The organism is Microbacterium sp. MYb62, assembly GCF_002979475.1.
In the GTDB taxonomy this organism is placed as follows: domain Bacteria; phylum Actinomycetota; class Actinomycetes; order Actinomycetales; family Microbacteriaceae; genus Microbacterium.
The window spans coordinates 128,407-147,553 of the sequence record NZ_PCOY01000007.1 but is presented as its reverse complement, the minus strand read 5'-3'; the positions used below and the strand labels follow the sequence as shown (position 1 = coordinate 147,553).

At 68.4% G+C, this 19,147-nt stretch carries 19 protein-coding genes; 9 read left to right on the top strand and 10 right to left on the bottom strand.

Annotation, left to right across the window (positions count from 1 at the left end):
• Positions 1 to 68 precede the first annotated feature (68 nt).
• Positions 69 to 614, top strand: a complete 546-nt coding sequence (locus tag CQ042_RS09820) for a Dps family protein (protein ID WP_105670293.1) — start codon at positions 69 to 71, stop codon at positions 612 to 614.
• Positions 615 to 641: 27 nt separating this feature from the next.
• Here CQ042_RS09820 and CQ042_RS09815 read toward each other — a convergent pair whose 3' ends face one another.
• The gene (locus CQ042_RS09815) at positions 642 to 1,169 is read right to left on the bottom strand and encodes a DUF6328 family protein (protein WP_105670292.1); all 528 of its coding nucleotides are present in this window, start codon (positions 1,167 to 1,169) and stop codon (positions 642 to 644) included.
• A gap of 69 nt (positions 1,170 to 1,238) precedes the next feature.
• On the opposite strand from CQ042_RS09815, the gene CQ042_RS09810 reads away from it, so the two are divergent.
• Positions 1,239 to 1,439, top strand: a complete 201-nt coding sequence (locus CQ042_RS09810) for a hypothetical protein (RefSeq protein WP_181157519.1) — start codon at positions 1,239 to 1,241, stop codon at positions 1,437 to 1,439.
• Between the two features lie 16 nt (positions 1,440 to 1,455).
• Here CQ042_RS09810 and CQ042_RS09805 read toward each other — a convergent pair whose 3' ends face one another.
• Positions 1,456 to 2,049 (bottom strand): 1-acyl-sn-glycerol-3-phosphate acyltransferase, encoded by a 594-nt coding sequence (locus CQ042_RS09805; protein WP_105670290.1) that lies wholly within the window; start codon positions 2,047 to 2,049, stop codon positions 1,456 to 1,458.
• Positions 2,050 to 2,145: 96 nt separating this feature from the next.
• On the opposite strand from CQ042_RS09805, the gene CQ042_RS20435 reads away from it, so the two are divergent.
• Positions 2,146 to 2,292: a hypothetical protein gene (locus CQ042_RS20435; RefSeq protein ID WP_181157518.1), complete on the top strand. Its 147-nt coding sequence runs from the start codon at positions 2,146 to 2,148 to the stop codon at positions 2,290 to 2,292.
• Positions 2,293 to 2,326: 34 nt separating this feature from the next.
• Here CQ042_RS20435 and CQ042_RS09800 read toward each other — a convergent pair whose 3' ends face one another.
• Positions 2,327 to 3,805 carry an MDR family MFS transporter gene (locus CQ042_RS09800; protein WP_105670289.1) on the bottom strand — a complete coding sequence of 493 codons (1,479 nt, stop codon included), beginning with the start codon at positions 3,803 to 3,805 and terminating at the stop codon, positions 2,327 to 2,329.
• Positions 3,806 to 3,970: 165 nt separating this feature from the next.
• Here CQ042_RS09800 and CQ042_RS09795 point away from each other — a divergent pair, with 165 nt between their 5' ends.
• On the top strand, positions 3,971 to 6,025 hold the full coding sequence (locus tag CQ042_RS09795; RefSeq protein ID WP_105670288.1) for an ABC transporter ATP-binding protein: 2,055 nt from the start codon (positions 3,971 to 3,973) through the stop codon (positions 6,023 to 6,025).
• Between the two features lie 6 nt (positions 6,026 to 6,031).
• Here CQ042_RS09795 and CQ042_RS09790 read toward each other — a convergent pair whose 3' ends face one another.
• The 7 genes from CQ042_RS09790 to CQ042_RS09760 are packed head-to-tail and all read right to left on the bottom strand — an operon-like array spanning position 6,032 to position 13,420.
• Entirely contained in the window at positions 6,032 to 6,805 is a 774-nt protein-coding gene (locus tag CQ042_RS09790; RefSeq protein ID WP_105670287.1) for an SDR family NAD(P)-dependent oxidoreductase, read from the bottom strand.
• 33 nt (positions 6,806 to 6,838) lie between these two features.
• Positions 6,839 to 7,786, bottom strand: a complete 948-nt coding sequence (locus CQ042_RS09785) for a glycosyltransferase family 2 protein (protein WP_105670286.1) — start codon at positions 7,784 to 7,786, stop codon at positions 6,839 to 6,841.
• A gap of 22 nt (positions 7,787 to 7,808) precedes the next feature.
• Positions 7,809 to 8,945: a cysteine desulfurase family protein gene (locus CQ042_RS09780; RefSeq protein ID WP_105670327.1), complete on the bottom strand. Its 1,137-nt coding sequence runs from the start codon at positions 8,943 to 8,945 to the stop codon at positions 7,809 to 7,811.
• A gap of 59 nt (positions 8,946 to 9,004) precedes the next feature.
• Positions 9,005 to 9,856, bottom strand: a complete 852-nt coding sequence (gene nadC, locus CQ042_RS09775) for a carboxylating nicotinate-nucleotide diphosphorylase (protein ID WP_105670285.1) — start codon at positions 9,854 to 9,856, stop codon at positions 9,005 to 9,007.
• Positions 9,856 to 11,373, bottom strand: coding sequence for an L-aspartate oxidase (nadB, locus tag CQ042_RS09770; protein ID WP_105670284.1), 1,518 nt, complete (start codon positions 11,371 to 11,373; stop codon positions 9,856 to 9,858). Before nadB ends, nadC begins: the two co-directional genes overlap by 1 nt.
• Positions 11,370 to 12,707: a quinolinate synthase NadA gene (gene nadA / locus CQ042_RS09765; protein ID WP_105670283.1), complete on the bottom strand. Its 1,338-nt coding sequence runs from the start codon at positions 12,705 to 12,707 to the stop codon at positions 11,370 to 11,372. Before nadA ends, nadB begins: the two co-directional genes overlap by 4 nt.
• On the bottom strand, positions 12,704 to 13,420 hold the full coding sequence (locus CQ042_RS09760; protein WP_105670282.1) for an NUDIX domain-containing protein: 717 nt from the start codon (positions 13,418 to 13,420) through the stop codon (positions 12,704 to 12,706). Before CQ042_RS09760 ends, nadA begins: the two co-directional genes overlap by 4 nt.
• 269 nt (positions 13,421 to 13,689) lie before the next feature.
• Between CQ042_RS09760 and CQ042_RS09755 the strand changes: the two genes are divergently transcribed.
• Genes CQ042_RS09755 through CQ042_RS09735 form a run of 5 tightly spaced genes read left to right on the top strand, consistent with a single transcriptional unit; the run spans position 13,690 to position 19,095 of the window.
• On the top strand, positions 13,690 to 15,381 hold the full coding sequence (locus CQ042_RS09755) for an ABC transporter substrate-binding protein (RefSeq protein WP_105670281.1): 1,692 nt from the start codon (positions 13,690 to 13,692) through the stop codon (positions 15,379 to 15,381).
• Positions 15,382 to 15,421: 40 nt separating this feature from the next.
• Complete coding sequence (locus tag CQ042_RS09750) at positions 15,422 to 16,417, top strand: ABC transporter permease (protein ID WP_105670280.1); 996 nt, start codon at positions 15,422 to 15,424, stop codon at positions 16,415 to 16,417.
• Positions 16,410 to 17,387, top strand: a complete 978-nt coding sequence (locus CQ042_RS09745; RefSeq protein ID WP_105670279.1) for an ABC transporter permease — start codon at positions 16,410 to 16,412, stop codon at positions 17,385 to 17,387. Before CQ042_RS09750 ends, CQ042_RS09745 begins: the two co-directional genes overlap by 8 nt.
• Positions 17,384 to 18,235: an ABC transporter ATP-binding protein gene (locus CQ042_RS09740; RefSeq protein ID WP_105670278.1), complete on the top strand. Its 852-nt coding sequence runs from the start codon at positions 17,384 to 17,386 to the stop codon at positions 18,233 to 18,235. Before CQ042_RS09745 ends, CQ042_RS09740 begins: the two co-directional genes overlap by 4 nt.
• Positions 18,232 to 19,095 carry an ABC transporter ATP-binding protein gene (locus CQ042_RS09735; RefSeq protein WP_105670277.1) on the top strand — a complete coding sequence of 288 codons (864 nt, stop codon included), beginning with the start codon at positions 18,232 to 18,234 and terminating at the stop codon, positions 19,093 to 19,095. The genes CQ042_RS09740 and CQ042_RS09735 overlap by 4 nt, the downstream gene beginning before the upstream one ends.
• Positions 19,096 to 19,147: the final 52 nt, after the last annotated feature.

Here is a 19,147-nt window from a genome sequence, read left to right as displayed (position 1 = left end):
GCGCGGAGTGTCAACCCCCTCGCCCCGGGCCGCAACCCGGGTTAGCGTCACCCGCAGGAGGTCACACCATGGCTGAAAGCACGAAGACCAAGAAGACCGGCGGCTCGACGAAGGGCGCGGTGAAGACGACCAGGCAGCAGAACGCGGAGAAGGGCTTCACAGCCTCGACGACGCTCGCGAACAACCTGCAGAGGGTGCTGGTCGACCTGCTCGATCTCGCGATCCAGGGGAAGCAGGCGCACTGGAACGTCGTGGGACGCAACTTCCGCGACACGCACCGCCAGCTCGACGAGATCATCGACGACGCACGGACGTTTAGCGACACCATCGCCGAGCGCATGCGCGCTCTGCACGCGGTTCCCGACGGACGCAGCGCGACCATCGCGAAGACGAGTTCGCTTCCCGAATTCCCGGCGGGTGAGGTGTCGACGACGGAGACGATCGACCTGGTCACCGAGCGCTTGGAGGCCGCGGTGGGGACGGTACGAGACGTGCACGATGCCGTCGACGAAGAAGACCCGACCTCGGCCGACCTCCTGCATGCCGTCATCGAGCGGCTCGAGCAGTTCGCGTGGATGGTCAGCGCGGAGAACCGGAGCCCGGCGGGGCGCTGAGCGCCCTCGCGCCCGCGGAGGACGGCGTCACTCCTGTGCGGCTCCGCGGGCGACGGGTCTGCCGCGCATGATGCGGGGCAGAGCCACCCACAGTGCTGCCACGAGGACGAGCGCCGCGACGAGCGCGACGATTCCCGCCGTGCGGTTCACCGTGAAGTCGACGATCAACGTGGTCACGCCGATGGTCAGCGCGCCGATCACGATCAGATCGATACGGACGATCCGCGCCGCGATGCGCACGAGGTCGGGCTTGCGCCGGCGTCCGAACAGCGCGCGGTGCATTCCCACGGGCGCGAGCGCGAGGATGGTCGCGACCGCCGCGAGAGCGACGAGGATGACGTACAGATCGCGTTGGAGCGCATCCATGTCGGTGAACCTCGGCTGGAAGGCGACCGCGAGGAGGAAGCCGGTGAGGATCTGCGTTCCGGTCTGCATGACGCGCAGCTCCTGCAGCAGTTCGTCCCAGTTGCGATCCGCGCGTTCGTTCGCGGTCTCGTCGCGCCCGTCGGCACGGTCGTCCAGGTCGTGGTCGCCCCGCGGAGGATCTGGTGTCATGGTCTCAGTATGGATTCCGCGCTCGAGCGTTGTCCAGATGCTTGCACCCGCAGAACGAAAGAAGGCATGATGACGCTCCCGCCGATCCGCGACTGGTGGCCCGAGCTCTCGGAAGACGGGCGTCGGGCCGTGCTCGACAGCGACACCCCGCATCTCGAGGAAGCGGTGCGGGAGGAGATCCGCGTGATCACCGGCGCCGTCGTCGGGATGGTGGAGTCGCTGAGCGACGACGACCTCGACTACGCCCGCGCCCACGCTGAAACGGACTGAGCCCCGGAACGGGAGCCTATGCCGCGTCGGGTTCGGTCGTGGCGGGACGTTCTTCACGCAGCCGCGGCTCGGTGCGCCGTTCGGGACGCACGCCCGCCTTGTCGGCGTAGAACGCCCGGATCCGGTCCATGTCGGCGGCGACGTCGCCGGTCAGATCGATCGTGGGACCGAGCCCGCTCGTCATGGTCGTGCGGTCGACGAACCCGAGGGTCACCGGCATGCCGGTCTCCCGCGCGATCCGGTAGAAGCCCGACTTCCAGTACTCGTTGCCGCCGCGGGTGCCGTCGGGCGTGACGACGAGTCCGAAGACCGTGCCGTCATGGACCTGCCCGACGACGTCGTTCACCACGCGCGCGGGATCGGTGCGATCGACGGGGATGCCGCCGAGCCGGCGCATGATCGGCCCACGCCAGCCGTGGAAGAGGCTCTTCTTCCCGAGCCAGTGCACGTCGATGTCGAGTCGCCAGGCGATGGCGAGCATCAGGACGAAATCCCAGTTGGACGTGTGGGGTGCCCCGACGAGCACGGTCGGGCGGGTGGGAGCGGCCTCGCTCACGAGCGTCCATCTGCTGAACGCCCAGAACACGCGAGCGAGGAATCGTTTGAGCATGGATCAACCGTAGGGGAGAACGGCTGTCGATCCGCTGTCGGCATCGACCTGCCCGGCTTCGGCGCCACCCGTCCGAGGCAGGCGTACGATCGAGGGATGAAGAAGACGCAGCAGGACTCCGTGCAGCAGGAAGCGCCCATCGGGCTGCAGCCGCTCCTGGACTCTCCGAACCTGCTCGAGGGCGACGCCGCCGGCTACTGCAGCAATGGCGTCTGCCACTTCCCCGCCCCGAAGGCCAAGTAAGAGGCAGACGCCATCGCAGGTCGTCTCCGGACGGTCAGTGCCCTCCGTGGAAGCCTTCGCCGGCATCGTCGGCGGGCTTGCGGACGAACGGGCTGAGCGCCACGGCGGCGAGCGAGATGATCGCCGCGATCAGGAAAGCCATCCGGGCGCCGGGGGCACCGGCCACCGCGGTCGTCAGGCCCTCCTGCTCTCCCGCATGCAGGATCGACGAGTACGTCACCAGCAGCAGCGCCACGCCCGCCGCGCCGCCGACCTGCTGCAGCGTGTTCAGCACGGCGGAACCGTGCGAGTACAGCGAGCGCTGGAGCGAACCGAGCGAGGCGGAGAACAGCGGAGTGAACGACATCGCGAGCCCGACCGACATGGCCGCCTGCACGATGATCAGGACCCACCACACGGTGTGCTCGCCGACCGTCGAGTAGAAGAACAGCGACGCCGACACCAGGATCGTGCCGGGGATGAGCAGCGGGCGGGTGCCGCGGGCATCGTAGACACGACCCATGAGCGGTCCGAGCAGACCCATCAGCAGCGAGCCGGGGAGCAGGATCAGGCCGGACTGGAGCGGGTCGAGGCCGGCGACGTTCTGCAGATACTGCGGAAGCAGTGTCAGGGTGCCGAACATCGACAGCGCCAGGATCGACATGATGATCACGGAGAGCGTGAAGTTGCTGGAGCGGAACACGCGCAGGTCGAGCAGCGCGTCGTCGATGCGCTGCAGCAGGAGCTGACGCCAGACGAACAGGCCGAGCGACAGGGCGCCGACGACCAGGGAGATGATGCCGGTGGTCTCGCCCGATCCGCCCTCGCCGCCGAACTGGCTGAGTCCGAACACGATGCCGCCGAAGCCGAGCGCGGCGAGCGGGATCGAGAGCACATCGAGCGGCACGACCCGGGTCTCACCGAGGTTCGTCATCCACTTCACACCCATGGCCAGGGCGATCAGGGCGATCGGGAGGATGATGGCGAACAGTGCACGCCAGCTCGCGAACGAGAGCACCGCACCCGCAAGGGTCGGACCGATCGCGGGTGCGAGTGAGATCACGAGGCCGACGCGACCCATCATGCGACCACGGGACTGCGGCGGGACGACGTTCATGATCGTCGTCATCAGCAGCGGCATCATGATGCCGGTACCGGCGGCCTGGATCACACGACCGACGAGCAGCACGGTGAAGCCGGGGGCGACCATCGCGACGAGGGTGCCGAGGGAGAAGGCGATCATCGCGGCGATGAAGACCTGGCGGGTCGTGAAGCGCTGCAGGATGAACCCGGTCGTCGGGATCACCACGGCCATGGTCAGCATGAAGGCGCTGGTGAGCCACTGTCCGAGCTCGGGCGGGATGCCGAGATCGGTGTTGAGATGCGGGATCGCGATCCCCATCGTGGTCTCGTTGAGGATGGCGACGAAGGCGGCGACGAGGAGCAGCCAGATCACCCGCATGTCCTTGCGGGAGATCTCGCCCCCTGTCGCGCTGGGGGGCGTCGTGATGGAGCCGGTATCGACGGCAGACATGGGCGGCCTCCAGGGCGAAGAAGAGATGGATATCGCGAGAGTTCGCAAGAGTCCTTCAGCGTAACGGCGACCGCGGACATTTCATTCCGAACTCACAGAAATCCGCTGACGGCGGATATCCCGGCGCTCCATGTCCCCGTGGCTGAGTACGCTGGCGCCATGAGCATGGGCGGCGGCATGGGCGGTGGACAGCGGGGCGGCTTCCGCGGTGTCGACGAAGACGCGCAGCGGAGATTGAACGCCGAGGCTCCGCGGATCAGCGGACTCGGTGCACGGGTGGTCTCCCTGTTCCGCGCGTATCGATGGCGCATCTTCTTCACCGGGATCCTCGTGGTCGTCGGCGCCGCGATCGCCGTCATCCCGCCCCTGATCGTGCAGCGCATCTTCGACGACGCGCTGTTCCCGGTCGACGGCGGAGGCCCGCAGCTCGAACTGCTGGCCTGGCTCGTCGCGGCGATGATCGGTCTGTTCCTGATCTCCGCGGTCCTCGGGGTCGCGCAGACCTGGCTGACGTCGACCGTCGGCAACAGCGTCACCGGCGACCTCCGCGTGCGGCTGTTCGAGCACCTCCAGGCGATGGAGCTCGGATTCTTCACACGCACCAAGACGGGCGTCATCCAGTCCCGCCTGCAGAACGACGTGGGCGGCGTCTCGGGGGTGCTGACCAACACCGTCACCAGCATCGTGGGCAACGTCGTGACCGTGATCGCCTCGCTCGTCGCGATGATCCTGATCGACTGGCGCCTGACGCTGATCGCGGTGATCATGATGCCGTTCCTCATCTTCGTCCAGCGCAAGGTGGGCCAGGTGCGGGCGCGTATCGCGGGGGAGACGCAGGAGTCGTTGTCCGAGCTCACCTCGATCACCCAGGAGACGCTGAGCGTCTCGGGCATGCTGCTGTCGAAGGCGTTCAACCGTCAGCGCACGGAGTCGGAGCGGTATCAGACGGAGAACCGCAACCAGGTGACGCTCCAGGTGCGACGGGCGATGAGCGGCCAGGGGTTCTTCGCCGTCGTCCAGGTGCTGATGGCCAGCGTGCCCGCCGTCATCTACCTCGTCTCGGGATACCTGATCGCGGGAGGCACCGGAGCGATCACCGCGGGAACCGTCGTCGCCTTCACCACGGTGCAGGCGCGGCTGCTCATGCCGCTCATGGGACTGATGCGGGTGTCGCTCGATCTGCAGACGTCGTCGGCGCTCTTCGCCCGCATCTTCGAGTACCTCGACCTGGTGCCCGAGATCGAGGACGCTCCCGACGCGATCACCGTCGACGAGGCACCGGGGCCGCGCGGGCGGATCGAATTCGCCGACGTCGTCTTCCGCTACCCGGACGCCTCGGCCGACGCCCGGCCGACGCTCGACGGCGTGTCCTTCACCGCGGAACCGGGGCAGCATGTCGCTTTCGTCGGCCCCTCCGGCGCCGGCAAGACCACGATCCTGTACCTCGCTCCGCGTCTGTACGAGGCGAAGGGCGGCGCTGTACTGTTCGCGGGCGCCGACGTGCGCGAACTCACCCAGGAGTCGATCATCGACCATGTCGGCATCGTGTCGCAGGAGACCTACCTGTTCCACGCGACGATCCGCGACAACCTCCGCTATGCCAAGCCGGACGCGACCGAGGACGAACTGATCGCGGCGTGCACGGCAGCCAACATCCACCACATCATCGCCGGCTTCGAACAGGGCTACGACACCGTCGTGGGGGAGCGCGGGTACCGGCTCTCCGGCGGGGAGAAGCAGCGCATCGCGATCGCCCGCGTGCTGCTGAAGGACCCGCCGGTGCTGCTTCTCGACGAGGCGACCTCCGCACTCGACACCGTGTCGGAGCGCGTGGTGCAGGAGGCGCTGGATGAGGCGGCGAAGGGGCGAACGACCCTGTCGATCGCGCACCGCCTCTCGACCGTGATGGGGGCTGATGTGATCCACGTGCTCGAAGCCGGACGCATCGTCGAGTCGGGGACGCACTCCGAGCTGCTCGCGCACGGCGGGCTCTATGCCGAACTCGCCGCCGAGCAGGTGGCGGCGTCGCGGGTGCTCGACACCGAGGCCGCGGTCGAGGAAGCGGTCGCCGGCGGCACCGAGGCGGCGCTCACGGACCGCCGCGCGGATCGCGCCCCCGACGACTCGGCCGGGGCTGACGCCGTCGCCGCGATCACCGCCGCGGTGCCGCTGCTCGCCGAGCCTCGTCCGGATGAGCGGATCTACCCGCCCGAACCCTGAGCCTCGTCAGTGCACCGACAACCCGCCGTCGACGAACAGCGACTGGCCGGTCACGTAGCTCGAGCCCGCTCCCGCGAGGAAGACCGCGGCGGCGGCGAAGTCGCTCGGCATCCCGTTGCGTCCGATCATCGTGCGTGCGGCGAGCTCCGCGACCTTCTCGGGGTCCTGCTGCAGACGGGCGTTCAACGGGGTGAGGACGAACCCGGGGACCAGGGTGTTGCTCGTGACGCCGGTCCCACCCCAGGCTTCGGCCTCGGAGCGCATCAGCGACTCGACCGCGCCCTTCGACGCCCCGTAGATGCCACTGCCGACGAAAGCGCGGTGGGCCTGCTGCGAGCTGATGTGGATGAGCCTGCCGTACCCGCGTGTCGTCATGGTCCGGGCATAGCGCTGCCCGAGCAGGAAAGGCGCGAGCGCGTTGACCGTCATGGTCGCATCCCAGTCGTCCTCGGTGATCTCCGCGAACGGCGGTCGGATGTTGATACCGGCGGAGTTCACGAGGATGTCCGGATCGCCGAAGGGGTGGGCCGCGGCATCCGCGGCGGCGTGGATGCCGGCCCGGGAGCTCAGGTCGCCCACGACCCCCGCGACGCGGCACCCCTGCGCTCGCAGCTCATCCACGGTCGCGGTGAGCCGATCCTCTCCGCGGGCGACGACCACGGTCGCGGCCCCGGCTCGTGCGAGCGCCGTCGCGATGCCGCGGCCGATGCCGGAGCTGCCGCCTGTCACGACCGCGGTGCGGCCTTCCAGCGAGAAGAGGGAGGAGAGGTAGTCGTTCATGCGGTCATCCGTGTCGGTCGGCGAGGGGCGCGGTCACCACGCGAGCGCGGCGGCGATGGCGGGGTCGGGCGCGACACCCGCGAACTCGGGGAGCGCCTGCAGCTCGGCCATGAACGAGTCGACCTCGGCTGCGTAGGCCGGATCGGGATGGCTGCCGGCGATCTCGAGAAGCGGTGCGACGTCCATCGCGAGGATCAGCTCGAGCCGGGCGGTCACGGCGGCGCGTGCGCCGGCCTCGTGCAGCACCCGGATGCCGCCGCGCAGCGCCGCGAGGTAGTCGCGCAGCACGGACAGCTGGGCCTTGCTCTGCGTGATCGAGGTGCCGTCGGCGCGGAGCCGCCAGTGCACCACGACGTCGGGGATCACGTCGAAGGCGCGTGCGCGGGTGTACATCAGCTGCGCCACCACCTGATCCTCGTAGGCGACCCCTTCGGGGAACCGGAGGTCGTGCCAGAACGCGGTGCGGCTCACCTTCGACCATGCGACGATGTTCGACACCGCCAGCGGGTGCGCGGAGAGCGTGGTGCCCCATCGCTCCGGCGAGGTCGCCGCGGCGACCCAGGGCTGCACGCGGCCGGCAGCGTATCCGTCGCCCTGCGGGCGCGATCGCACGTACGCACCGGCCACGAAGTCGCTTCCCGTCTCGTGGAGGGTTCCCGTCAGCCGGGCCAGGGCGTCGGGAAGGAGTTCGTCGTCGCCGTCGAGGAACCCGAGGTACGGGGTGTCGACGTGCGCGAGGCCGACGTTGCGGGCGGCGCCGAGGCCACGCGACGCCTCGTGGCGGAGCGTCGTGAACCGGCGATCATCGGCCGCGGCGGCCTCGAAGATCGCTCCGGTGTCATCCGTCGATCCGTCGTCGATGAGGACCGCACGCCACCGCGATTCGGTCTGCGCGCGCAGGGAGTCGAGTGCGGCGGGGGCGAAGGCGGCGATGTCGCGTCCAGGGACGATCAGCGTCACGATCGGGGCGGAGGCGGTCACCAGCCGAGTCTATGGCCGCGGATCATCCTCCGGCCGCGCGCACGGACTCTGTGACGAGCGCTGCCAATCGCTCGGGGGCATCGGCGGGCAGAGCCTCGCGACCGAACGTGAAGCGGACGGAGGTCTGGGCCACTCCGGGGGCCACTCCGCAGGCGAGCAGCACATGAGAGGGCTCGTCGCTACCCGCTGCGCATGCGGAGCCGCTCGACGAGATCACGCCGCGGCGTTCCAGCTCGAGCAGGACCGATTCGCCGCTGGTGCCGGCGAACGTGAAGCTGGCCGTCGCGGGCAGACGATGCACGGGGTCACCCGTGAGCGCGGCCTCGGCGACCTGACCGAGCACCAGGGAGATGAACCGCGCCGTCGACGAGCCGACACGGGCCGCCACGACGTCGCGCTCGCGCTCCGCGAGTTCCAGAGCGGTCGCGAGTGCCACCGCGCCAGCGACGTTCTCGGTGCCGGAGCGTCGCCCGCGTTCCTGGCCGCCGCCGTGCAGCACCGGCTCGACGGGCACGCGCCCGCGCACGGCCAGCGCGCCGGTGCCTTTGGGGGTGCCGAGTTTGTGGCCGGCGATCGACACCGCGTCGGCCCCGAGCCCGGTCAGGGGAAGCCATCCGGCCGACTGCACGGCATCCAGATGCAGGGGCACACGGGCGGCGCGGGCGACGGCTGCCAGCGCCGTGGCGTCCTGCACCGTTCCGATCTCGTTGTTCGCATGACCGATCGAGACGAGTGCCGTGTCGTCCCGGATCGCCGCGCCGAGAGACTCCGGGGCGATCCGGCCGTTCCGATCCACCGGCAGCTCGGTCACCTCGACCCCGTGGAAGCGTTGCAGATGGGCGGCCGACTCCAGGATCGATTCGTGCTCGATCGGCGAGATCACCAGATGACGCCGCCCTGCCTCGAGCGCCCCGAGCACGATGCCCTTGACCGCGAGGTTGTTCGCCTCGGTGCCGCCCGCCGTGAACACGATGTCCCCGGTACGCATCCCCAGCACGCGGGCGACCCTGGCACGTGCGTCATCGAGCGCGCTCGCCGCGGCTTCTCCTGCCGTGTGGTGGCTGGACGGGTTGCCGAACACGCCGGTGAGGTACGGACGCATCGCCTCGAGCACCTCCGGTCGCACCGGGGATGTCGCCGCATTGTCGAGATAGAGCATGTCGAGGGAGAGCATGTCGAGGGAGAGCATGTCGAGGGAAGGCCTGTCGATCGCGCCGGTCAGGCGATCCGCAGATCCAGGCCCAGATCGAGGGCGCGCGCGGAGTGCGTCAGAGCCCCGACCGAGATCACGTCGACCCCGGTGCGGGCGATGTCTCCGACGGTGTCGAGGTTCACGCCCCCGGAGGCTTCGGCGATCGCGCGGTCGCCGATCAGAGCGACGCCGGTGCGCAGGTCGTCGAGCGAGAAGTTGTCGAGCAGCACCGTGTGGGCGCCGCCGTCGAGGACCGCAGGGATCTGTTCGAGGCCGTCGACCTCGACGACGACGTGTGTCGTGTGGGGCAGACGGGAGAGCGCTTCGCGGAGCGCCGTCGCGAGGTCCAGGCCCGAGCGGGTGAGGACGGCGAGGTGGTTGTCCTTGGCCATCACGGCGTCGGACAGCGAGTACCGGTGGTTGCGGCCACCCCCCGACTCGACGGCATGGCGCTCGAATGCGCGCAGACCAGGGGTCGTCTTGCGGGTGTCGGCGATGCGGGCATCCGTGCCGTCGATCGCCGCGACGTACGCGGCCGTGAGAGTGGCGATGCCACTCATCCGCTGCGTGAAGTTCAGTGCGACCCGCTCGGCGGTGAGGATGCCGCGTGCCGAGCCTGAGACCGAGGCGAGGACGTCGCCCGCTGCGAATTCGTCGCCGTCGCCGACGTGAAGGTCGACGCCGAGAGACGCGTCGGTGAGCAGGAAGGCCGTGGTGAAGACCTCTCCGCCGCTGAAGACTCCGGATTCACGGGCGACGAGATCGGCGGTGGCGGTGGCATCGGCGGGCAGCAGCGTGGTGCTGGTGAGATCGCCCCAGGGGGCGTCCTCTTCGAGGGCGGCGCCGACGACGCGATTCACAGTGGCGCGGGTGAGCATCAGACGGTCTCCAGGATCGATGACGAGGTGTGCGAAGGTGCAGCGGCTTCGTCGGTGTGCGTGTCGACGCGATGATGAGCACCGACGGATGTCAGGCGGGCCGAGGCGGCTGCGGCCGTGGCCTCGGCGAGCAGCAGCAGGTTCGCGTCTTCGTGCGCCGTCACCGTCGTCGGCGTCGAACTCGCTGTGGACCACGCCCGCAGCGTGTCGCGTGCGTGCGCGAGGCCGTCACCTGTCCGCAGCAGTCCGACCTCGTCCCACATCAGTCGCTGCAGGGCGTCGCGCGTGAACGGGGATGCGGCGGAACCGCCGGTACCCTGGCGGCGGACGGGAGGGGAGGCCTGCGCGCTCCCGACCCACGGACCCGTCAGCGCCGCTGCAGCGCGGGCACCGAACACCGCGCCCTCGAGCAGAGAGTTGGATGCCAGGCGGTTGGCCCCGTGCACGCCCGTGCGGGCGACCTCGCCGACGGCGAACAGCTGCGGCACCGTGGTGCGGCCATCGAGATCGGTGACGATCCCGCCCATGAGATAGTGCGCCGCCGGCGTCACGGGGATCGGCTCGCGTGCCCAGTCGAAACCGCGCTCCCGCGTCACCCGGTCGATGGTCGGGAACCGTCGCGCGAGCGTCTCGGCGCCGAGCATCGTGGCGTCGAGTCGCACAAGGGAGCCCTGCGCGGATGCCTGCCGGGCGATCGCCCGCGACACGACATCGCGCGGTGCGAGCTCGCCGTCGGGGTGGCTGTCGAACGTGAATCGACGGCCGTCGTCGTCGAGCAGCGTCGCGCCTTCGCCGCGTACCGCCTCCGAGATCAGGAATGCGGGGCCTGCGGCCAGGATCGTCGGATGGAACTGGACGAACTCCAGGTCGGCGACGGCGGCTCCCGCCCGCAGCGCGGCGGCGATGCCGTCTCCCGTGGAGCCCGACGGGTTGGTCGTGTGCGCGTAGAGCCGGCCGGCGCCTCCGGTGGCAAGGATCACGGCGTCGGCCGAGGCGTCGGAGATCGCGCCGCCGGTCAGGATCCGGATACCGTGTACGCCGCCGCCGTCCGCCACGAGATCCACCAGGAACGCGTGCTCGACGATGTTGATCGACGTGCGCTGCACGGCTGCGACGAGAGCTGCGGATATCGCCGCTCCGGTGGCGTCCCCGCCGGCGTGCACGATGCGGGCGTGACGATGCGCCGCCTCACGCCCGAGCTGCAACGAGCCGTCGGCCATGCGGTCGAAGCCGACGCCGCGCGCGATCAGCTCGGCGATGCGGAGGGCACCGTCCGTGACCAGTGTCCGCACGGCGTCGGGGTCGGAGAGTCCCGCACCGGCATCCAGCGTGTCGGCGGCGTGCGAGGCCGCGGAGTCGTCGGGTCCGTAGACCCCGGCGACGCCGCCCTGGGCGAGCGCGGTGCAGCCGTCGCCGAGGGTGCCCTTGGTGACGATCGTCACCTCGTGGCCGGACTCGTGCGCATGAAGCGCCGCGGTGAGTCCCGCGATGCCCGATCCGACGACGATGACGTTCATCGCGCGCCTGCGACCACCGGGGGCTTCGCGGCGAGCATACGCTCCAGCGCCACGCGCGCGGGGTCGGCGACGTCGGCGGAGACGGTGATCCGGTTCGGCGTGCGTCCGGCCACGAGCTCCTCCAGCACCCAGGCGAGGTAGCCGGGGTGGATGCGGTACATCGTCGAGCACGGGCAGACCACCGGATCGAGGCAGAAGATCTCGTGCTGCGGGTACTGTGCCGCGAGTCGTCGGACGAGGTTGATCTCGGTCCCGATCGCGAAGGCCGTGGGCTCGGTCGCCGCGTCGATCGCGCGACGGATGAACTCCGTCGAACCGGCCTCGTCAGCGGCGTCGACGACCTCCATCGGGCACTCCGGGTGCACGATCACGCGCACGCCGGGGTGTTCGGCACGAGCCTGGTCGATCTGGTCGACCGTGAAGCGGCGATGCACCGAGCAGAAGCCGTGCCACAGGATGACGCGGGAGTCGAGCAGTTCTGCCTCCGACGATCCACCGAGCGCTCGCCGCGGATTCCACATCGGCATCTGCTCGAGCGGCACGCCCATGGCCTTGGCGGTGTTGCGGCCCAGGTGCTGGTCGGGGAAGAACAGCACCCGCCGTCCGCGCTCGAAGGCCCACTCGAGCACCGTCTGGGCGTTGGACGAGGTGCAGACGATCCCGCCGTGCCGTCCGACGAAGCCCTTGATCGCTGCGGAGGAGTTCATGTAGGTCACGGGGATCACCGGCACGCGACCATCCGCATCAGGGGTGTCGAGGTCGCCGAAGACATCCTCGAGCTGCTCCCAGCACTCCTCGACCTGGTCGATGTCCGCCATGTCCGCCATCGAGCATCCGGCGGCGAGGTTGGGCAGGATCACCGCCTGATCCGGCTGCGACAGCAGGTCGGCGGTCTCGGCCATGAAGTGCACGCCGCAGAACACGATCGCCTCCGCGTCGGCCCTCCCCTTCGCGGCCGTCGCGAGCTGGAAGGAGTCGCCGACGTAGTCCGCGTGCTGCACGACCTCTTCGCGCTGGTAGAAGTGGCCGAGGATCACGACCCGGTCGCCGAGGGTGGCCTTCGCCGCGCGAATGCGTCGGTCCAGTTCGTCCTCCGACGCCTCCCGGTACTCGGCGGGCAGCTCACCCTGTCGTGGGGCGCCGGTCGGGATCACGTCGCCCATGGACGAGCCGGGCCCGTATCCCGGGCGCGCATCGAAGTCCCAGGGGCCTGCGGCGAGGTCGGTGGCGCAGGTGGCATCGGTCGATGCGCCGCTGACGATCGCCTGGATCGCGTGGTCGACCGAGGCGTCCAGAGGAGGGACGGGGGGAGCGGGTACGAACGTGATGCTCATCGGGGGCTCGTTTCTTCGGGACCGAGCGGGCCGCGGTCGGCAAGCTCGACGTCGGTGTTGTCGCGGTACAGACGTGCGGGACGATGGCTCCCGGTGCGGAAGCGATCGGTGGGAAGCAGGTTGCCGGCGGCCTCGACCTGGCGGCGGAAGTTGGCCGGGTCGAGGGTCCGGTCGAGGATCGCCTCGTAGGCTTCGCGCAGTTCGGCGAGCGTGAACTCCTCGGGGAGGAAGCCTTGAGCGACGCGGCTGTAGCCGACCTTGTTGCGCAGGCGCCACAGGGCGTACTCGATGATCTCCGCGTGGTCGAAGGCGAGCACGGGCAGCTGATCCACGTCGAACCACTGCACGTTCTCCGGCGCGTGGCCCGATGCGCGGTGCGCCGCGCTCTGCGCCGTCACATCGTCCTGTCGGAGCAGCGCCCAGTACACGATCGAGACGACACGCGTGGGGGAGCGGTCGACGGCGCCGAAGGCGTAGAGCTGCTCCAGATAGCTCGGGGCGAGGCCTGTCGTCTCCGCGAGCGTGCGCGCCGAGGCGTCGACGGGCGACTCGGTCGGAGTGAGCCACCCGCCAGGGAGCGCCCACTGCTCGGCGAAGGGCTCGCGAGTGCGTCGAACGAGGGGCAGCGAGAGGACGGCGCGGCCGTCGTCCGTGCGACGCAGCGTCAGGATGACGGTCGAGACGGCGACGCGGATGTCCGCACTTCGAGTCATAGGTACCTTAACCTCCGAGATCGATCTTAGTGTCATGCGGACACTTAGTGTGCGCAGATGACGGTATTCCCGGTCGAGTCCGAAACGTTATCTGGCGAGCGCGGGGAGGGTTGTTCGTCGACGCAGGGTTTGTTAGGTTACTGTCCTAACAAACCCCTTCGGGAGTGGCCGACCGGTCGTCTCCCTGGGCCCGAGAACCCCACCTCCGGGGTTCGGCTCCATCCGGAGCGATCCCTCCTGCAGTGCAGCACCGAGAGGAAACAAGAGAAATGATCCGAAACGGAAAGCGCAGAATCGCGCTCACCGCGATCGCCGGAGCATCCGTCCTCGCCCTGGGCCTCACCGCCTGTGGCAGCGGCGGCAGCGACGACGGCAACGCCGACGGCGATCGTGCCCTTCGCGTCTGGGCTGGAAGCCAGACCCCGATCGCCACGAACTACAACCCGTTCGTGCCGACCGTGCTCCACGGTGCGCTCGGCCCGATCTACGAGCCCCTGTTCTTCTACAACAAGACCGCGGACTCCGAGCCGGTCGGCCTGATCGGCGACTCGTTCGAGTACAACGAGGACGGCACGGCGATCACGATCACCATCAAGCCCGACCTCAAGTGGAGCGACGGCAAGCCGCTCACCGCGAAGGACGTCGCCTTCTCGTTCAAGTACGAGGGCAACAACCCCGAGGGCAACGGCCTCGTCTCCGCCGAGGCAACCGATGACACCACCGTCGTGCTCACCTACGCGTCCGCGCAGTACACGACGGAATTCCAGCGTCTCGGCTCGACCTACATCCTTCCCGAGCACATCTGGGCCGACATCACCGACTTCGCGAACTTCACGAACGAGAACCCCGTCGGGTCCGGCGCATACGTCGTCGACAAGACCACCAGCGAGTCGTACACCCTCGTCGCGAACGAGAACTTCCGCGATGCCGACAAGCTCGGTATCAAGAAGGTCCAGTACATCGCGGTGGACAACAACCAGACCGCGCAGGACCTGCTCGCCGCGGGTGAGCTCGACTGGGCCGGCATGTTCATCCCGAACCCGGACGACGTGACCGGCAACGGCAAGATCGAGTGGATCAACACGCCGCAGGACCCGACGGTCCTGTACACCTGCTCGAACGCCGACCTCGGCTGCACCGGTCCGCAGACCGACGTGGCCGTGCGTCAGGCGCTCAACGTCGCTATCGACCGTGCCACCATCAAGGACAAGGCGTTCGTCGGTCTCTCCGGCGACATCTCGCCCACGTTCGCGCTGCTGCCGCGTGACGAGAAGTGGGTCGCCGACCCCGCCAACGAGGTCAGCCCGCAGGAGGCGAACGTCGCCGAAGCAGGCTCGATCCTCGAGGCCGCCGGCTACACCAAGGGTGCCAGCGGCATCTACGAGAAGGGCGGGGTTCCGGTCGAGATCAGCCTCATCTCGGTCGACGGCTGGACGGACTACAACGACGCCGCGAAGCTGATCGTCGAGCAGGCCGAGGCCGCGGGCATCAAGATCACCGCTTCCACCGTGCAGTGGCAGGAGTTCTCCGACGCGCGTCAGGGCGGCGAGTTCCAGCTCATCGTCGGCGGTGTCATCGGCACGTCCGTCGCCGACCCCTTCCAGATCTACCGTGACTGGTTCGGCGGCACCACCGTCGGTTCGACCGGCCCGGTCGGCGCGGAGATCCCCGCGACGCGCTGGAACTTCAGCCGCTACAACAACCCGGTGGTCGACACCGCTATCCAGGCTGCCGTCAGCACGAACGACGAGGCGACGAAGAAGGAGCTGTACGCCACGATCCAGACCGAGATCGTGCGTGACCTGCCCTACATCCCGCTCATCATCAACGCGACGCAGACCTTCTACAACACGCAGGACTACACCGGATGGCCGACGGAGGAGGACCTCTACGCCTTCCCGCCGTCCTGGGGTGCGATCGCGGCAGGCTACGTCCTGACGCAGCTGCAACCGGTCAAGTAACGAGAGGAGTCGGGGAAGTAGGAAGTCAGGAAACAGTGACATGAAGTTCTATGCACGAAGAATCGGGTTCTACGCGTTCACGCTCTGGGCCGCGATCTCCATCAACTTCCTTCTTCCCCGGCTCATGCCGGGCGACCCGGCCGACATCATGATCGCCAAGCTGCAGCGGGCGGGCGGTGAGGTCTCCGAGACCACGATCCGCAACATCAAGCTGCTGCTCGGCGGTGATGATTCGCCCCTCTGGGAGCAGTACCTCTCCTACTGGGGACGGATGTTCCAAGGTGACCTCGGGGTGTCGGTCACCAAGTTCCCCACCCCGGTGACGGAGCTCATCGCGGGAGCGCTGCCGTGGACGCTCGTCCTCGTCGGCACCGCGACCGTCATCTCCTTCGTCCTCGGCGTCGTGCTCGGCGCCTGGGCCGGATGGAAACGCGGCACGTGGGTCGATCATCTGATCCCCGCGACGACCGTGCTGCAGTCGATCCCGTACTTCTGGATGGCGCTGATCCTGGTGGCCGTGTTCGCGGTCGGTCTCGGATGGTTCCCCATCTTCGGCGGGTACGACATCTTCGACTATCCGGATGGCCCCGAGCCGACCTGGGCGTTCTTCAGCGATGCCGTGGCGCACGCGGTCCTCCCGGCTCTCACGATCGTCATCAGCTCGGTGGGCGGCTGGATGTTCGGCATGCGCAACATGATGGTCTCCACGCTCGCCGAGGACTACGTCCTCACTGCCGAGGCGAAGGGCCTGCGCCCGCGCCGGGTGCTCACCGCCTACGCCGCGCGCAACGCCGCGATCCCCTCGATCGCCGGCTTCTCGATCACTCTCGGGTTCGTGGTGGCCGGCTCCATCGTGATGGAGCAGGTGTTCACCTACCCGGGCATCGGCAAGCTGATGTTCCAGGCCGTGACCAACAACGACTACGCGCTGATGCAGGGCCTGTTCCTCGTCATCACCCTGACGGTGCTCGCCGCCAACTTCATCATGGACCTCGTCTATGGCTTCATCGACCCGAGGGCTCGCCAGAATGTCTGACACGAAGAACCCGCTCCTCACGCAGGAGCCTCCCGTCACCGCCCCGGCCAGCACGGTCTCTCTGGCCACGCAGCAGGGACGCAAGCGTCGCCGCATCCTTCCCAGCACCTCGCCGAAGTTCATCGTCGGCGTGATCCTGGTGGCCGCGATCGTGCTGTTCGCGATCATCGCGCCGATCTTCTCGCAGAACCCGCGCAGCACCGCCAACCCCGCGCTCCAACCGCCATCGGCGGAGCACTGGCTCGGCACGACCAAGCTCGGTAACGACATGTTCGCGCAGCTGGCGATCGGCGCCCAGGGCTCTCTGCTCGTCGGCATCGTCGCGAGCTCGATCGCCATCGTGCTCTCGCTGGTCTTCGGCGTGCTCGCGGGATACCTCGGCGGGTGGCGCGAGGACGGACTCGCCCTTCTCACCAACGTGATGATCGTGATTCCGGGACTGCCGCTCGTGATGGTGATCGCCTCCTTCGTCCCGCAGCGCACCTGGCAGCTCGTCGCGATCTTCCTGGGCATCACGTCGTGGGCGGGCGCCGCGTACGTGCTGCGTCTGCAGACCCGGTCACTGCGCACGCGGGATTATGTCTACGCCTCGAAGGTCGCGGGAGAGCGGTCGTTCCGTGTGATCCTCGTCGAGATCATGCCCAACCTCCTGCCGTTGCTGACCGCGCAGTTCCTGTTCGCGCTGATCTTCGCGATCCTCGGTGAGGCAGGGCTGTCGTACCTCGGTTTGGGACCGACGGATTCGATCACGTGGGGAACCATCCTCAACGACGCGCAGTCCGGGCAAGCACTCGGTCGTGGCGCATGGTGGTGGTTCGTGCCGCCTGGGTTGATGATCGCCATCCTCGGCGCCGGTCTCGCCCTGATCAATTTCGCGATCGACGAGGTCATCAATCCGAAGCTGCGCAACGCGCCGGAGGCCGCCCGCCGCGTGCGCAAGGCCGCCAAGACCAAGGGGGTCACCGCATGAACGAGGCTGTGCTCTCCGCAAGGAATGTGTCGATCGAATACGAGGTGGATCCGCCGGTGAAGGCGGTGCGGAACGTGTCGTTGACCCTGCACCGTGGGGAGATCCTCGGCCTCGCCGGCGAGTCGGGCTGCGGCAAGACGACGCTCGCGTACGGGATGAACCGGCTTCTCAAGGCGCCGGCGCTGATGACCGAGGGCGAGATCGTGTTCCATGACCGGGATGGTCATGACATCGACATCGTGGGCCTGGATGGGGAGGGACTCCGAGCGTTCCGCTGGGACAAGATCTCGATGGTGTTCCAGGGCGCGATGAACTCGTTGAACCCGGTGATCAGTGTGAAGGCGCAGATCTTCGACATCTTCGACACGCATCGTCCCGGCATGAGCAAGAAGGCCAAGCAGGAGCGCGCCGAGGAGCTGCTGACACTGGTCGGTGTCGACCCGAGCCGGCTCACGAGCTTCCCGCACGAGTTGTCCGGCGGAATGCGGCAGCGCATGATGATCGCGATGGCGCTGGCGCTGGACCCGCAGGTGATGATCATGGACGAGCCCACGACGGCGCTCGACGTCGTGGTGCAGCGTGGCATCATCCGAGAGATCATGCGGCTGCGCGAGAAGCTGGGGTTCGCGGTGATCTTCATCACGCATGACCTGCCGATGCTGATCGAGATCAGTGACCGGATCGCGGTCATGCTCCAGGGGCAGATCGTGGAGCAGGGCACGGCGGAGGAGATCTATCGGACCCCGCAGCATGAGTACACGAAGCGGTTGCTGTCGAGCTTCCCGTCGCTGACGGGCGAACGCGGCGATTTCGTCCGCACCGGAGTGAGCCAGGAGGGAACCCGATGACCGCCATCGCCGACGTCTCGACCTCGAGTGCGACCCTCGAGGCACGGAACCTGGTGAAGGACTTCCACTTGCGCTCCGGTTTCAAGACCAGCATCCTCCACGCCGTGAAGGACGTGTCGTTCACGATCGAGGCCGGCAAGACGGTCGCGCTCGTGGGCGAATCCGGCTCGGGCAAGTCGACCATCGCCCGGATGCTGATGAAGCTCGAGACGCCGACTTCGGGAAGCATCCTTCTCGACGGTGCCGAGTCGGGTGACCGCGGCCGCGCTCTCGAGCGATACCGCTCCGACGTGCAGATGGTGTTCCAGGACCCGTTCGCATCGCTGAACCCGTACCACACGATCGTCCACCACCTCGAGAGGCCGATCCGCCTGCACCACCCGGAACTCTCTCGCGGGCAGGTGCGCGAGCGGGCTGTGGAGCTCCTCGAGCGGGTGCGGTTGACTCCGGGGGAGAGCTACGCGGAGCGTCGCCCGCACGAGCTGTCGGGTGGGCAGCGGCAGCGTGTCGCGATCGCCAGGGCGCTCGCGCCGGGAGCGCGGTTCATCGTCGCGGACGAGCCCGTGAGCATGTTGGACGTGTCGATCCGGTTGGGAGTGCTGAACCTGCTCGCGGAGCTGCAGCGTGAGGAGAACCTGGGCGTTCTCTACATCACCCACGACCTGGCCACGGCCCGGCACTTCTCCGATGAGATCATGGTGCTCTACAAGGGTGACGTCGTGGAGCGCGGTCCCGCGGACGAGGTCATCCTCAACCCGCAGCACGAGTACACGAAGACGCTCTTGGGCGCGGCTCCCGAGCCCGAGAACCTCGGACGCCTCCGCGACGAGGTCCGTGCCGAACTCGGCATCGCGCACTGACCGATCTGCCCGCCCGGCCACGGCACGGGCGGGCAGACCGGCTAGACTGGAC